General features: G+C 73.1%; 12 protein-coding genes. 5 read left to right on the top strand and 7 right to left on the bottom strand.

All coding sequences use genetic code 11. The annotated features are described in order from the left end of the window. The first annotated feature begins 2 nt into the window (after positions 1-2). Both ACWCP6_RS23600 and ACWCP6_RS23595 read left to right on the top strand, forming a co-directional pair. On the top strand, positions 3-1,424 hold the full coding sequence (locus tag ACWCP6_RS23600; protein ID WP_450934497.1) for an ATP-binding protein: 1,422 nt from the start codon (positions 3-5) through the stop codon (positions 1,422-1,424). A gap of 69 nt (positions 1,425-1,493) precedes the next feature. After that, complete coding sequence (locus ACWCP6_RS23595) at positions 1,494-3,461, top strand: transglycosylase domain-containing protein (RefSeq protein ID WP_450934496.1); 1,968 nt, start codon at positions 1,494-1,496, stop codon at positions 3,459-3,461. Between the two features lie 15 nt (positions 3,462-3,476). On the opposite strand, the gene ACWCP6_RS23590 is transcribed toward ACWCP6_RS23595, so the two are convergent. Continuing rightward, positions 3,477-3,632, bottom strand: a complete 156-nt coding sequence (locus tag ACWCP6_RS23590) for a DUF6131 family protein (protein WP_450934495.1) — start codon at positions 3,630-3,632, stop codon at positions 3,477-3,479. 118 nt (positions 3,633-3,750) lie between these two features. Here ACWCP6_RS23590 and ACWCP6_RS23585 point away from each other — a divergent pair, with 118 nt between their 5' ends. Continuing rightward, entirely contained in the window at positions 3,751-4,347 is a 597-nt protein-coding gene (locus ACWCP6_RS23585) for a Type-2Aa cytolytic delta-endotoxin (RefSeq protein ID WP_450934494.1), read from the top strand. 239 nt (positions 4,348-4,586) lie between these two features. Here ACWCP6_RS23585 and ACWCP6_RS23580 read toward each other — a convergent pair whose 3' ends face one another. The 4 genes from ACWCP6_RS23580 to ACWCP6_RS23565 form a co-directional block, all read right to left on the bottom strand. Further along, positions 4,587-4,952: a luciferase domain-containing protein gene (locus ACWCP6_RS23580; RefSeq protein WP_450934493.1), complete on the bottom strand. Its 366-nt coding sequence runs from the start codon at positions 4,950-4,952 to the stop codon at positions 4,587-4,589. An 89-nt stretch (positions 4,953-5,041) separates the two neighbouring features. Then, positions 5,042-6,562, bottom strand: coding sequence for an FAD-dependent oxidoreductase (locus ACWCP6_RS23575; RefSeq protein WP_450934492.1), 1,521 nt, complete (start codon positions 6,560-6,562; stop codon positions 5,042-5,044). A 132-nt stretch (positions 6,563-6,694) separates the two neighbouring features. Then, positions 6,695-7,978, bottom strand: coding sequence for a hypothetical protein (locus ACWCP6_RS23570; RefSeq protein WP_450934491.1), 1,284 nt, complete (start codon positions 7,976-7,978; stop codon positions 6,695-6,697). Positions 7,979-8,086: 108 nt separating this feature from the next. Further along, complete coding sequence (locus ACWCP6_RS23565; protein ID WP_450934490.1) at positions 8,087-9,460, bottom strand: chloride channel protein; 1,374 nt, start codon at positions 9,458-9,460, stop codon at positions 8,087-8,089. A 431-nt stretch (positions 9,461-9,891) separates the two neighbouring features. Here ACWCP6_RS23565 and ACWCP6_RS23560 point away from each other — a divergent pair, with 431 nt between their 5' ends. After that, entirely contained in the window at positions 9,892-11,937 is a 2,046-nt protein-coding gene (locus ACWCP6_RS23560) for a SpoIIE family protein phosphatase (RefSeq protein ID WP_450934489.1), read from the top strand. Between the two features lie 120 nt (positions 11,938-12,057). On the opposite strand, the gene ACWCP6_RS23555 is transcribed toward ACWCP6_RS23560, so the two are convergent. Together ACWCP6_RS23555 and ACWCP6_RS23550 are read right to left on the bottom strand one after the other, a co-directional pair. Then, positions 12,058-12,957: a universal stress protein gene (locus ACWCP6_RS23555; RefSeq protein WP_450934488.1), complete on the bottom strand. Its 900-nt coding sequence runs from the start codon at positions 12,955-12,957 to the stop codon at positions 12,058-12,060. Between the two features lie 178 nt (positions 12,958-13,135). Then, a complete protein-coding gene (locus ACWCP6_RS23550; protein WP_450934487.1) occupies positions 13,136-13,597 on the bottom strand; it encodes a universal stress protein in 462 nt (153 codons plus the stop codon). 173 nt (positions 13,598-13,770) lie between these two features. On the opposite strand from ACWCP6_RS23550, the gene ACWCP6_RS23545 reads away from it, so the two are divergent. Beyond that, positions 13,771-14,196, top strand: coding sequence for an SHOCT domain-containing protein (locus tag ACWCP6_RS23545; protein ID WP_450934486.1), 426 nt, complete (start codon positions 13,771-13,773; stop codon positions 14,194-14,196). Positions 14,197-14,317 lie beyond the last annotated feature (121 nt).

Raw genomic sequence — 14,317 nt, 5'->3', positions numbered from 1 at the left:
CGATGGCCCTGAGATGGCGCATCGCCGCGCTGGTCGCGGCCGTCGCCTGCGGTATCGCCGCCACGGTCGGCATCCTCGTGCACCATGCGTCCCGGGCACGGGAGTTGTCCCAGGCCCGCGACATGGCCCGCACCACGCTGGACCGGGCCGCCGTCGCCTACGCCCGCACCGGATCCGTGCAGGGCACGGGGGCCGCGCTCGATCCACCGGGTGTACCTGCGGGCCTGCGTGCCCTGGTGTCGAGGGGCCACCAGGGCACGGAGTTCGCCCCGGGGCCGGGCGGCCCCGACGTGTGGGCCGGGCGGCCCGCCGCCGGGCATGTGCTGGCGGTACGCGTAAACCTCGCACCCGTGCTCCGCGATCTCGACGCCCTCGACGCGACCATCGCCTGGGCGGGTCTGCTCACCACCGGGGTGGTCCTGCCCCTGGGCGTGTTCACGGCCGGACGCATGAGCCGGCGACTGCGTACGGCCGCGGGAACGGCACGCCGTATCGCGGCCGGGGATCTCGACGCCCGTATCTCCGCCGCACAGCGGCCGCGTGACGAGATCGCCGAGATCTCCACGGCGGTGGACACCATGGCGGCGGCGCTCCAGGAACGTCTCCACAACGAACAGCGCTTCACCGCGGACGTGGCGCACGAGCTGCGGACACCGCTCATGGGGCTGGTCACCGCGGCCGAACTGCTGCCCGACGGCGAGGCGGCCGGGTTCGTGCGGGACCGGGCACGTGTCCTCAGCGCTCTGGTCGAGGATCTGCTGGAGGTGTCCCGGCTGGATGCGGGCGTGGAGCACGCCGACCTCTCGGAGTGCCGGCTGGTGCCCCTCGTCGAGGAGGTCCTGGCGCGCGGCGGACTGTCGGCACGGCTGCACGTCGTGCGCACGGTGAGCGCGGCGGGCACGGACGGAGCGGAGGACGCGGGGAGCACGGAGGACTCCGGGGGCCCGGGGCCGGCGCCGAACACCGTGGGCACGGCGAGCACTGCGCGCACCGTGGGCTTGGGCGGCGACCCGGAGCACGTGGACGGCGCGGTGTCCGGGACCGCGACCGTGCGGACGGACCCGCGCAGGCTGGAGCGCATCCTCACCAACCTCGTCGCGAACGCCCGCCGGCACGGCGAGCCGCCCGTCGTCGTGACCGTGGAGGCGGACCGGCGGACCGTCCACGTACGGGACCACGGCCCCGGCTATCCGGAGGGCTTCCTCGAGGACGGGCCGCAGAGGTTCCGTACCGGCGCGCGCGAACGAGGTACCGGCCACGGGCTCGGCCTCACCATCGCGCTCGGCCAGGCACAGGTCATCCGGGCGGAGCTCACCTTCTCCAACCCGCAGGGCGGAGGTGCACTCGCCACCCTCCGGCTCCCGGCGGGGGCGCCCTTCGCGGAGCCGCCGGCCGAGGACGGGCGGGGACGGATACACGACTGATACGTCTTCGCGTCCCGACCGACGACGGACTCCGGCCCCGCCAAGATCTTCGCCACCGACGATGGCGCCATGCGGAACAGGCACCGAAGGGACCAGGCGGGCGGCGGACCGGACGCGCAGGCGCCGGCCGGCGACACGGACAGCGACCCCGCGCACGGCGCCACGAAGACCGACCCGGCGCACGGCGAACCGGACACCGCCCGCGCCGGCGCGGGCCCGGGCGCGGCGGCTGCCGCGGAGTCGGCCACGGCCACGGCGGGCTCCGGCCGGCGCGCGTCCCGCAGACGGCGCCGGCTGTTCACCTGGCGCAGACTCGCGGTGTGCGTGACCGGCCTGTGTGCGCTGCCGACCGGGGCGTTCACGGTGCTGTACCTCGCCATCGACGTCCCCAGCCCCAACGAGCTGGCCAAGGCGGAGAGCAATGTCTACCTGTTCAGCGACGGCACCCATCTCACCTCCACCGGGGACATCAACCGTGAGTCGGTGCCCCTGGCGCGCGTGCCCAGGAAGGTGCGGCTGGCTTTCGTCGCGGCCGAGAACAAGGACTTCTACGGCGACCCCGGCATATCCGTGGCCGGCATGGTCCGCGGCGTCGCCGGCACCCTGACGGGCCACGGCACCCAGGGCGGCTCGACCATCACCCAGCAGTTCGTCAAGAACTACTACCTGAGCCAGGAGCAGACCGTCACCCGCAAGGTGAAGGAGCTGATCATCTCGCTGAAGGTCGACCGCCGCAGTTCCAAGGACGACATACTCGCCGGGTATCTGAACAGCAGCTACTACGGACGTCTGGCGTACGGGATCCAGGCCGCGGCGCGTGCGTACTACCACCGGGACGTCGGCGATCTGACGGTGGAGCAGGGCGCCTACCTGGCGGCCGTCCTGCAGGCGCCGAGCCAGTACGACTGGGCCTCGGCCGGGCCGGAGGGCAGGCGGCTGGTCAGGGCGCGCTGGGACTATGTGCTCGACAACATGGTCGGGCAGGGCTGGCTGGACCGGGCCGAGCGGGCGCGGATGCGCTTCCCGGTGCCGAAGGCGCCGCATCCCACCGCGGGGCTCGCGGGGCAGAACGGCTATCTGGTGGACGTGGCCCGGCGGGAGCTGATGGCCTCCGGCGTGAGCGAACAGGAACTGGCGGCCGGAGGGTGGCGCATCACCCTCTCCGTGGATCCGGCCCGTCAGCGGGCGCTGGAGAAGGCCGTCGCCGCGGGGCTCGGGGACCGGCCCGGCCGCTCGGGCGGTTTCGGTCCGTCCGGGGCGGGCCGTGACCGGCAGGCCGGTGCGGTGTCGGTGGATCCCCGGTCGGGGCGGATCGTGGCGCTGTACGGCGGCCGCGACTACGTGACCCACTATCTCGACAACGCCACGCGGTCCGACTACCAGGCGGGCCCGACACTCCGTCCGCTCTCGTTCGCCGCCGCGATCCAGGGCAGGGCCGAGGACGAGGCGCTGCGGTACGGCGCCCCGGACGGGCGCTCCGGACCCGACGAGGCACGCGAACTCCGGCGGATGGCCGTCGCCCTGGGCATCAGTCCGCGTGCGAGCGGACTCGGCTCGCCGCGGGCCACGGCCCTGGGACTGGTGGGGGTCAGCCCGATGGAGATGGCGGGCGCGTACGCCACGTTCCAGCACGAAGGCCGGAAGGTCACACCGTCGATCGTGGTGTCCGCCCGGCGCGACGGGCGGGTGGTGCCGCTGCGACGGGCGGTGGGTAGCCCGGTCATCGGCGGCAAGGCGGCGGCCGCGGGCGCCACGCCCCTCACGACCGCCGGCCGCACCGACGACGGCAAGGCCGAATGGTTCATCGGATCCACGCCGGAACTGGTCACGTCCGTTGCCCTGTTCGGCGAGGACGCAAGGACGCACCGGCAGGTCCCGTTGACCACCCCCAAGGGGCACGGGACGACTGCCGGCATCTGGAGTTCCTACACCGGTCGGCCGGTCACCCCGGCCCCGTCCGGCCCCCCGCCCGCTCCGTTCGAGCAGGCGGGTGTGCACGAGGACGCGTACCGGGATGCGTCCGCGGACGGATGGTGACGGCCCCCGGCCCGCTCACCAGTAGTGGCGCCGGCCTCCCACGGAGTGGCCCACCGCGCCCAGGACCCACAGGACGAGCCCGATGATCAGCAGAATGATGCCGATGGTCCAGAGAATGCCGATCCCGGTGAGGAACCCGATGATCAGCAGGATGACTCCGAGGACAATCATGACGACCTCCCGTCGCGATCCCCCACGGACGTCGAGTACCCCTCACCTCGGCACCTACGCAGCAGACGGCATACTTGCCCCTCGGCGCGACGCGATCACTCGTACCCGAGGAGCAGTCATGGCCGATCAGCCCGCCGCCGGGAAGACCACCTTCAGGCCGGTTCTCCGGGTGGGCGCCACCCATCTGGAGCAGGCCGAGAACGTGGTGGGCGCGTTCCAGCACGCGATCGCCCCGGCGACCGTGGACTACGACTTCGGTGAGATCAGCCGTGCGGCCGGGGCCGTCCCGGGCGCCTCCACCGTGCGGATCGTCCGTGGTTGGGGGCTCCGGGAGACGGCGCCGGTGAACGTGATGGTGCTCTCGCTGAAGGAGGCGGTGCGCCAGGCACTGCCGCAGCCGTTCGCCGACGCCGGGTTCTGGGAGGAGGCCGGCCGCGCCCTCACCGACGCGTTCGTCGGGCTGGGCTCGCAGGAGGGTACGCACCTGTCCTTCCACGACGGGACACCGCACAGCACGAGCTACTACTACAACGTGCTGTTCGTCCTCCAGGGCGAGGAGACAGGGGACTCCCTCTACGCCCTCGCCCTCTGCGCCGATGTGACCGTGGCGCTGGAGAAGGAGAAGGTGCTGGCCCTCGGCCTCGGCGACACCGCTTCCTACGCGATCCGCGTCAACGCCATCACCGTGCGGCAGGCTCTGGCCTCCGCGGCGTGACCGTGGGGAGGGGGCGGCCGGGAAGGACGGCCCGGAAGGGCCTCCTGACCGCCCCCTCCCCCTTCGGCGTCACACGGTCCACGTACCGAGGAAGCCCGCGTCGGCTCGGCCGGGGCCCGTCGTCGAACTCCCGTCGTCCGCCGGAAGACCGGACTCGGCGGCGCCGGAGGCCGCATGCCTGACGCCGTTGTGCCGGACGCCGCAGCGCCGGACGCCGCGCACCCCTTCGGCGACGTCCCCTACAGGCTGTCCACGCGCTGCCAGTCGCACGGGGTGGGCAGTTCGTGGTGCCTGGTTCCGGTATGGGCCTTGAGGGCGACGCTGACGAGACTGAGCAGCAGTTCCACGTCCGCGTCGCAGTCGAGGAGCACGGTGACCCAGGCCGCGCCGGGTATCACCCGGATCGCACTGCTGTGCCGTAGATGCGGGAGAAGGCGCTCGACTGCCGTACTCGTGAGGTTGACGTCGGCGGCGTCCTCGGAGTGGAAATGGACGACGTCGTATTCGGTCGTAGCGAAGGCATGCCCAACAGCGCACTGGGGCCGGCCACTTACCAGGTTCGGCCATGTCCCCAGCCGGGCCATGGCGCGATGGACCGCGGTCATGACCCCATCCTTGCGCACCCTTCACCCGCAGGACCACCCCCAGCCGCACGCCGGTTACACCGGCGCACGGCCGGGGCTCGCCGCACCTCCTAGCGGAGGAGTCCTCCGAGGTAGGCCCCCACACCGTCCACGTCGTCGCCCCGCGTCAGCAGCGCGACATGGCTGTCCGGCCGGATCAGCACGAGGGCGTCCCCGGTGATGCCGTAGGCCCTCCGGGCGTGGCCCGCGTGGTCGCGCACGACGGGGAGGCCGTCGCCCTCGCCGTCGACGGCGTATCCGCGCACGAGGTCCGGATGCTTGTCCACGACCGTCCGCAGCGCCCGGGCTCCCTCGGTGCCGAATCCGAGCAGGGTGAAACGCGGTCCGGCGAAGAGCCGGAACAGCCGCTGCGGCCGGCCCGCAGCATCGAGGCACGGCGCGTCGGGGGCCCGGTCACCGGCGCGCAGGACCGCTGAGTCGCCCGCCGGGGACGGGCCGGCGAGAGAGCTCCAGGGATAGCCGCGGACGTTGTCGCGCACGGCGGCGGTCTCGATGCCCTTCCCCGGCTCCTTGACCGCTTCCTGGACATGGCGCATCCGGTCCGAGGTGATGTCGAGGGTCCAGGCGGCGACGGGCAGCCGCTCCTCCTCGTAGGTGTCGAGCAGACCGGGGCCCGCCTGTCCCTTCGCGACGAGCGCCAGCTTCCAGCCGAGGTTGTACGCGTCCTGGATGCCCGTGTTCATGCCGAGTCCGCCGGCGATGGGATGGACATGGGCGGCGTCACCGGCGAGGAACACCCGCCCCACGCGGAAGCGGTCGGCCATCCGGACGTTGAAGCGCCAGGTGGAGAGCCAGGTGGGGTTGCGCAGCCGGACACCCGGCACCCGGGCGTGCCGGTCGAACAGCCGCTGGAAGCTCTCCAGCGACGGCGGCACGGGCGCGCCGTGCTCGTCGAACTCGGGTACGGCCTGGAACTGGAAGTAGTCGGTACCGGGGATGGGGCACATCAGCACGCCGCCCTCGGGCGTGAACCACTGGTGCCAGACGTCGCGGCCGATGCCGGGCGCCTCGACGTCCCCGCACACCATGAGGGTCTCCTCGGAGTGGCCCTCGAAGGACACGCCGAGGGTCTTGCGCACGGTGCTGCGCCCCCCGTCGCACCCGACGAGATACCCGGCCTCGATGCGTTCGCCCGTGCTCAGCGTGGCGACGACACCGCCCTCGTCCTGCGTGAACCCGGCGAGCTTCCGGTCGAGTTCGACCGTCACGCCGTGTTCGCCGAGCAGTTCCCGCAGGATCTCCTCGGTGCGCCACTGCCCGATGAAGACACCCCTGTCGTACGGGGCGTCGGGACGCGGCTCCTGCCCCGCGAACGGATCGGTGTCGCCGGCCGGGCGGCCCTCGAAGTACTTGCGGAAGGGCAGGTGGGTCTCTCCGCCGTCCAGGATCCGGTCCACGACACCGAGGTCCTCGAGGATCTCCAGACTGCGGGGCTGCAGACCCTTGCCGCGGGAGTGGTGGTGATGGGCGGTCTCCGCGTCGATCACGCGCACCGACAGGTCACGGCGGGCGAGTTCACAGGCCAGCGTCAGTCCGGTCGGTCCTGCTCCGACGATCAGCACATCGGTCATGGGGCCCCCTTCGTCGTCTCGGTGACGTCGATCAAACACCCCGGGGAGCGATAATGCAACTCGGTTACAAATTTTTCTGAGTCACACTCTTTGGGACGGGCTGTCGGGGGCGGGCGCACGGCGCGCGGGGCCCTAGGGAGAGGCCGGCAGATGGGGGCTCTCGTCGCTGTCGAGGAACTCGATGACGGCCAGGGCGATGAGTGCGCAGACGACGATCCAGACGATGACCACGCTGGTCGGGTAGTTCCAGGCGAGGACCACAGCGGCGGCCACCGCGACCACGGTCCAGTTGAGCCAGGGCTTGGCCCGGTGCACCCACGCGTCCACCCGGCCGGCCGGCAGACCGGTGGCCTCCCGGACGGCGCCGATACCACCGGTCCAGCCCGCCTTGACGCGCCTCGCCGCGCGCCCCTCCCCGGTGAGCCAGGCGGCCAGGGCCACCGCCACCCCGAGCGTGATGACCATCCGCACGCTCGCCCGCAGGAAGTGCACGAGGGCGTCGTAGACCGAACCGGCCGCGGGCTGGGACACGTCCGCCGGAAGGGCATCGAGGTAGAAGGGACGGAACACCCACAGCGCGATGCCGAGCACGGCGGCCCCGGCCGCCACCAGCAGCGCCACGGTCACCAGGGCCCGACGCCGGCGCACGGCGAGCAGGACGCCCGCGGCGGCGATCACCAGGGTGAGCAGGGGCAGCCAGACCCCCAGCAGCTGGAGCAGCCGGAAGCCCTGTTTCACCTTCCGCAGCTCGTCGGACCGCAGCACCGTGAACGAGGTGTGCACCTCGGGAATCTTCCCGGCGATGGTCAGTCCCCGGTCCACGAGCCGCTTCTTGACCTCGTCGATCACCGGCGCCAGGTCGATCGTCACGGCGTCCCCCGTGAGCTTCACCGCGCCGCCCCCCTTGCCGGTGAGCGCCTTGTCGACCGCGGTGTGTGCCCGTCTGTTGAGCTGCACCCACAGGGTGTCGAAGGTGTCGCTGGTGACGAACTTGTGGACCGTGTCCTGCACGAGCCCACTGATGCCGCTGGTGAGGGGGCCGCTCACGAGATTGAGCGCCTGGTCCAGCCGCGGCCGGTCGGCGGGCGCCACCTTGTCGAGCAGACTGTGGATGTCGATGTGGTCCATGACGGCGGTCGTCACCCTGTTGGTCACCGCGTCCTGGACGTCGGGGTCGGAAGCGAGCGGCGCGACCGTGGCGACGTACCGGTCGGTGTCCCCGACGATGCTGTTCGCCCAGGTGGCGACCAGGCTCAGCGGGGTGAGGAGGGCGGCGACGAGGACGAGCACCACGGCGAGGACGGACCGCGCCGGGTGCCGCTCGCGGCGCGCACGGCGCGTCTGGGCCTCCAACTGGTCCACGCGCTTCTGCAGTTCCGCGAGTTCCGGCGGCTTCTCCTGATCGTCCGACGCCACACGGGCCTCCGCTGTACCGGCTGCTGGCTGGTTGCGCCCACCCTCGCCCGGGCGCCCGGTGACGGCCACTCGGAACGGGCGGGCGAGTGACGGACCCGCCCGCCGGGATCACCCGGGCGCCGGGCCCGTCGGGCGGGCCGGCGGCGGAGGTTCGGCCGCGGCGGGCGTGCGCTCGTCACGCCCGCGCACCATCAGCTGTCCGGTGATGAAGGCGACGACGGCCGAGACGACGATCAGCGGTGTCTGGTTGTGCGCGTCGTGGCCGAGCAGCAGCACCGCCAGCACGGAACTGGTCAGCGGCAGCCCGGTGACCACCGCCGCCGCGGACGCGATGCCGAGCGCGAGGCCCGGTGTGGTGCCGAGCCCCGGCAGGCCCGAGCAGGCGATGCCAACGGCCGCTCCGATCAGCGTGGACGGGAAGACGGGGCCGCCGCGCATGCTGCCCAGACAGATGCCCCAGGCCAGCGCCTTGCACACGACGAGCGTCACCAGGGCTGCTACGGACCAGGAGTGCGGGTCCGCGGCGAGCTGCCCGAGCGCCAGCTGCCCGGACAGGGCGGCCTCCTCCGGAGAACGGCCGCTGATCAGGGCGTAGGCGGTGATGCAGACACCGACGGCCACGGCACACAGGACCGTGCGCACCGCGGTCCGCCGACCGGTCCACCGGGCCACCCGCCGGCCGAGGCCGCGCCCCGCCGTGACGATCACCGCGATCAGAGCCGCGGCCGGGATGCCCCAGAGGAAGTCTCCGACGTCGGGCGTCACGTCCGGCGGCACGACGGGCAGCCCGAGAGCGCCGATGGACAGGCCGGTCCAGTGGCCGAACCCGGTGAAGATCACGGCACCCGCCGCACTGGCGAGCAGACACGGCAGCAGCAGCACGACGAGCTGCGTGCCGCCGAGTCCCGCGGCCTCGATGACCATCACGGCGGCGACCACCGGGCCGCCGAGGATGGTGGAGATCGCGGCCGTCGACCCGGCGGCGGCGACCACCGCCCGCGCCCTGGGCTCCTGCGCCGACCGGACCGCACGCGCCGCGAGGAGTGACAGCCCCGTGCCCACCGCCATCAGGGGCGCCTCGGGACCCAGAACGACACCGAGCGGCAGCGTCGTCAGAGTGGCCACCACCACCCCCGGCAGCTCCGCGGGGCCGACCGGAGCGGCGCCCAGCCCGTGCACGGGCAGATGGCCGCCGCCACCGCGCATCCGGGTCACGACCGGTGCGAGCAGGAGCCCGGCCAGCAGCAGCGCCGGAAGGGGCCACCACCAGGGGACGCGCGGGAAGCCGGCCGCCTGGGGCAGCGACTCCCACACCTCGTGCTGGAGCCAGTGCTGGAGGCTGACGAAGAAGAAGCATGCGAGCGCAACGGGCACACCGAACAGCACGCTCAGCACCAGCAGCCGTACATAGCCGTGGGTGAGCACGGTCTGACGCAGCGTGGGAGTGCCGGACGGGGGCGGCGTGTCCGCGGCAGCGCTCATCGGGGCGTGGTGGAGCGCCCGGGGGTGTCGTCTGCCATGCCCTCATGCAAGTCCGGCCGGACGCACCGTGCCCGCCGGTGAGGCCGGACGGGTGACGGGCGCAGAGGCGTCCCCGCCGCGCCGGGAAGGTGTGCACCGGGGGTGTCCCGCGATCGGGTCGGATCAGGGAACGGGGCCCGGTGCACCGCGTCCGCCTCGCTCACGGCCCTCCCCGGCTGTGCGATGCGTCCTTCGGATGCCGAGCGCAGCCGCAAGGCGTAGGAAGGGAATCGACGCGGCGCGTCGGGGACCGACCACAACACGGCAGCCGTGCGTGCCGGGCCCATGAGCCCGCTGTGATCGACCCGGCGCTCCCTGCCCCTGGTGCGAGGGCTGTACCCGCGCGCCCACCTGCCGTTCGAGGACCGGCTGACCGAGGAGGCGCGTACGGCATGGACCCCGCCTACGACGCGGCGTTGCTGCACACGCTGTTCAGCCAGCCCCCGATCGGGCTGCACGTCCTGGACCAGGATCTGCGGATCGTGCGGTTCAACACCGGGGCGGCCGGTGTCGAGGGCATGGACATGAGCGATGCGGTGGGGCGCAGATGGGAGGAGCTGGGACTGGTCGCACCGGATCTGGACCGGATGCTGCACCGGGTACTGGACACCGGCGAGCCGGTCAAGGACTACGCCGTCAGGGTCAGTCTGCGCGGCGCGAGCCACGAGGAACGCGTGGTGTCCGTCTCTGCGTTCCGCCTCCAGGACACCGATGGGCACGTCCTCGGCGTCGCGGGCGTCGTCGTCGACATCACGCACAAGGACCGTGCCCAGCGGCGCCTGGAACTGCTGTACCGCGCCGGGGAGCGGATCGGGACGTCCCTGGACGTGTTCCGCACGGCGCAGGAACTCGCCGATGTCGCCGTGCCGGAGTTCGCCGACGTGACGGCCGTCGACGTCCTCGATCCCGTGCTGCGTGGCGAAGCCCCCGCTCCGGGGCCGCTCTCCGAACAGATCACCGTCCGCCGGGCCGGGTACCGCAGTCACGCCGCACCGACGGTCCGTCACCCGTTGGAGGTCGGGGATGTCCGGATCATGGAGTACGGAACCCCGTACACGCAGTCCCTGAGCGATCTGCGGCCGAGGCTGGTGCGCGATCTGCGGTCCGACGACACATGGCTGGCCCGGGACACGATCCTCTCCGACGTGGTGCGCAGAGCCAGGGTGCACTCCCTCATCGCGGTGCCGCTCGCCGCGCGCGGCGTGGTACTGGGCATGACCGCCTTCTACCGGACGGAGGGGTCACCGCCGTTCGAGGAGTCCGACCTCGGCCTCGCTGCCGATCTGACGGCCCGTGCGGCGGTCTGTGTCGACAACGCCCGCCGCTACACCCGTGAGCAGACCATCGCCCGCCTCACCCAGCGCACCCTCGTGCCCACGCGGCTGCCCCCGCATGTCGCGATGGAGACCGCCTGGACCTATCTCCCGGCGTCCGGCGGCGCCTGGTACGACGTCGTACCGCTGTCGGGAGCGCGGGTCGCCCTCGTGGCGGGCGACGTGTCCGGGCACGGCATGCGGGCCGTGACGCTGATGGGGCAGCTGCGCACCGCGGTCGCCGCGTTCGCGGCGATGGACCTCCAGCCCGCCGAACTGCTCGAGCGGCTCGACACGCTGACCGAGCGGCTCATGCGCGAGCACCCGGACACGGAGGAGTGCGACCCGGCGCCCCAGGTCGCCACCTGCCTCTACATGGTCTACGACCCGGTCGAGCGGTGCTGTCTGCTGTCCCGGGCCGGCCATCCGCCGCCCGTGGTCGCAGCCCCCGACGGGACGGTGCACGTGGTGCAGAGCCCGGCGGGTCCCCGCCTCGGACGTGGTGTGGCCTCGTACGTCACCGCGCAGGTGGACGTGCCGGACCGCAGCATCCTCGCGCTGACCAACACCGCGCTCCTGCGCGCCCGGGAGGAGAGTGCTCTGCCGGTCTACCGCGCTGCGCTCCGCGATCCGGCCCGCGGCCTGCGGGAGATGTGCGACGCGCTGATGACCGCGCTGCTCCCGGAGCCTCCCGCGGACGACGCGCTGCTGCTCCTGGCCCGTACCCGCGCCCTCTCCCCGGACCGGCTGGGCTCCTGGAGCCTGCCCCATGCGCCGGAGAGCGCCTCCGAGGCGCGCCGGCTCGTAGGTGAGCGCCTTGCCGAGTGGGGTCTCGACGGCCTCGTGTTCAGCGCTCAGCTCATCGCGAGTGAGCTGGTCACCAACGCGGTCCGCTACTCGGCGGGCCCCGTCGAGCTCCGTCTCATCCGTGACTCCTCACTGATCTGCGAGGTCTCCGACACCAGCAGGGCGGCTCCCCATCCGCGGCAGGCCGACGCCGACGACGAGGGCGGCCGCGGTCTGTTCCTGGTCTCGGAGTTCACCCGCAGCTGGGGCTCCCGCCAGTCGCCGCGGGGCAAGACGATCTGGGCCGACCTGCCGCTGGCCGAGCTGCCGGCGACCTGAAGTGCCCCGACCGATGCCGTGCGGGCCGGACCCGCCTGCCGGTGCCGTGCGGTACGGATCCGCCGGCCGGGTGCCCCGCGGCACGGCGTCCGATCCGCCGAAGGCGGGGACCCGCGCGAGTCAGTCGTCCGGGACGACGGCGACCGGGCACGGACCATGATGGATCGCCGCGCGGGCGATCCGGCCCAGCCGCCCGCCCTCGGGGGCGTCCCGGGTCGGCCTGCCCACGACCAGCAGGTCGGCGGTCTCGGAGGCCCGGGTCAGGACGTGGACGGGCCTGCCCTCGACGGCACGGGCAAGGACGTCGACCCCGGGGAACTTCTCCCGCCAGGGGGCGAGGGCGGCGGCGAGCGCCGACTCCACGCCCTGCCCGGCCGCTTCGGCTTCCCCGGCGGGCGGCTCCGCCTCACCGTGGATGCCCGGCAGGTGCCAGGCGTGCAGTACGTGCAGCGGCGCGCCCGCGAGGTGCGCCTCGCCGAACGCGAACTCCAGCAGGGCGTCGCCGCGCCGGCGCAGGTCGACCGCCACGAGCACGGGCCGGGGGACGTCGCGCGGCGCCTCCCCGTCCTCACGGCCGGGCGGCCGCCGGTCTCCCGGGGCACGCCCGGACCGTACGAGCACGACGGGGCGTGCGGCGCCCGAGGCGACCGCGATGGCCACCGACCCGGCCAGGAACCCGCCTATGCCGCCGAGGCCCTGGCTGCCGAGCGCGACCAACTCGGCCGACTCCGCCTCCGCCAGCAGGGCGGGGACCGGGGGCCGCCGGATCTGCACGGCGTCGACGGACACCTCCGGATAGCGCTCGGTGAGCAGATCGAAGGCGTGGCGCAGGACGCGCTGCGCCCAGAACCGGGGTGCCTGCAGAGCGGGGAGCGTGGTGGGTTCGTCGTCGGGCAGCCCCTCCCAGGCGTGCACGAGCCGCAGCGGCAGGCGGCGGCGCAGCGCCGCACGCGCGGCCCAGTCCGCCGCGGCGATGCTCTCGGCGGAGCCGTCGAGCCCCGCCACGATGCGCCTCGTCATCCCGGCGCTCCTCCCTCGGGACGAGAGGCCGCCCGCCCGTGCGGGCGGTCATGGGTGCGGTGCGGTGTCCGGCTCCGGCGGCGGCGTCTGACGGCCCGCCACGGGGCGCCCCGGCAGACGGTGGGCCCCGGGCGTGCCGGGCACGGTGGCCCGCGGTGCACCCCGGCGCGCCGTGGCCTCAGCCCTGGCCGGTCGCGGCCTGGACGCCCGGGCGCACGATCACCACGGGACACGAGGCGTGCTGGGCCACGTGCTGGCTCACGGAGCCCAGCAGTGCACGGGCGAAGCCGCCGCGGCCGCGGCTGCCCACGACCACCGCCTCGGCGCCCTCGGAGAAGTTGATCAGAACCTCGGCGGGGTTGCCGCGCACCACGTAGGTCCTGACCCGGGCGGAGCCGTCGGAACCGAGCACCTGCTGGAGTTCTTCGGTCAGCGCCAGGGTGGCGCTCTCCTCGTCGAAGTCGGCGTCCACCGCGGGCGCGGACCAGCCGTACGACGCGGGGAGCTCGAACGCGGCCACCGCCTCGACGGTCCCGCCGGTCTGCCCGGCGTACCGGACCGCCCATCGCAGGGCCGCGTGCGAGGACGGCGAACCGTCGACGCCCACCACGACACGCGGAACCGATGCATCCGTGCCCATGCCACCTCACCTCTCAGCCGACGGCTCCCACCCCTGTTCTCCACGCTGCGGGACCCGCGCGAAGTGCGCCATTCGCCACGCGATGCCTGCATCCGATCGGGCCCGCATACTGAAGGCACGATCATGCGGCTCCAGGGGAGGGAGTCCGGCAGGAGAGAGAACGGGAGACAGAGATGGGCTCCGTGAATCTGGCCTACGACTACCCGGTCCTCGGCGCCTTCTGGACGGCCATGTGGGTCTTCCTCTGGGTGCTCTGGATCTTCCTGTTGTTCCGGATCGTGTTCGACATCTTCCGCGACGACAGCATGAGCGGATGGGCGAAGGCGGCCTGGCTCCTCTTCGTCATCCTGTTGCCCTTCCTCGGCGTCCTGGTCTATGTGATCGCCCGCGGCAGGAGCATGGGGCAGCGCGAAGTCGAGCACGCCCAGGCGCAGAAGAAGGCCTTCGACGAGTACATACGCGAGACCGCGTCCGGGCCCGCCGCGGGCGCGGGTGCGGCGAGCCACGTCGACGAGCTCGCCAAGCTGTCGGAGATGCGCACCCGCGGCGACATCACCGAGGAGGAGTTCAACAAGGCCAAGCAGAAGCTCCTGCAGTGACCTGCCGTCGCGTCACGCACCGTCGTGGAGCGTCGTCAGCAGAAGGGCGATGTCGTCCGGGCGGTTGGTCGCACCGCGGGGGGGGGGGGGGCGGCGGGGGGGCGGGGCGCGCCGGGCGGGG

The sequence above is a fragment of the Streptomyces sp. NPDC002004 genome (genome assembly GCF_053593975.1).
Note: the sequence above shows the minus strand (reverse complement) of the source record. Positions and strands in the feature narration are given on the sequence as shown.

Bases quoted from the DNA above. Each gene is read 5' to 3' on its own strand.
- ACWCP6_RS23555 (WP_450934488.1), bottom strand. From the start codon at position 12,957: ATGACGAGGCGCATCGTGGCGGGGCTCGACGGCTCCGCCGAGAGCATC.
- ACWCP6_RS23565 (WP_450934490.1), bottom strand. From the start codon at position 9,460: ATGAGCGCTGCCGCGGACACGCCGCCCCCGTCCGGCACTCCCACGCTG.
- ACWCP6_RS23590 (WP_450934495.1), bottom strand. From the start codon at position 3,632: ATGATTGTCCTCGGAGTCATCCTGCTGATCATCGGGTTCCTCACCGGG.
- ACWCP6_RS23550 (WP_450934487.1), bottom strand. From the start codon at position 13,597: ATGGGCACGGATGCATCGGTTCCGCGTGTCGTGGTGGGCGTCGACGGT.
- ACWCP6_RS23545 (WP_450934486.1), top strand. From the start codon at position 13,771: ATGGGCTCCGTGAATCTGGCCTACGACTACCCGGTCCTCGGCGCCTTC.
- ACWCP6_RS23580 (WP_450934493.1), bottom strand. From the start codon at position 4,952: ATGACCGCGGTCCATCGCGCCATGGCCCGGCTGGGGACATGGCCGAAC.
- ACWCP6_RS23575 (WP_450934492.1), bottom strand. From the start codon at position 6,562: ATGACCGATGTGCTGATCGTCGGAGCAGGACCGACCGGACTGACGCTG.
- ACWCP6_RS23585 (WP_450934494.1), top strand. From the start codon at position 3,751: ATGGCCGATCAGCCCGCCGCCGGGAAGACCACCTTCAGGCCGGTTCTC.
- ACWCP6_RS23600 (WP_450934497.1), top strand. From the start codon at position 3: ATGGCCCTGAGATGGCGCATCGCCGCGCTGGTCGCGGCCGTCGCCTGC.
- ACWCP6_RS23560 (WP_450934489.1), top strand. From the start codon at position 9,892: ATGGACCCCGCCTACGACGCGGCGTTGCTGCACACGCTGTTCAGCCAG.
- ACWCP6_RS23595 (WP_450934496.1), top strand. From the start codon at position 1,494: ATGCGGAACAGGCACCGAAGGGACCAGGCGGGCGGCGGACCGGACGCG.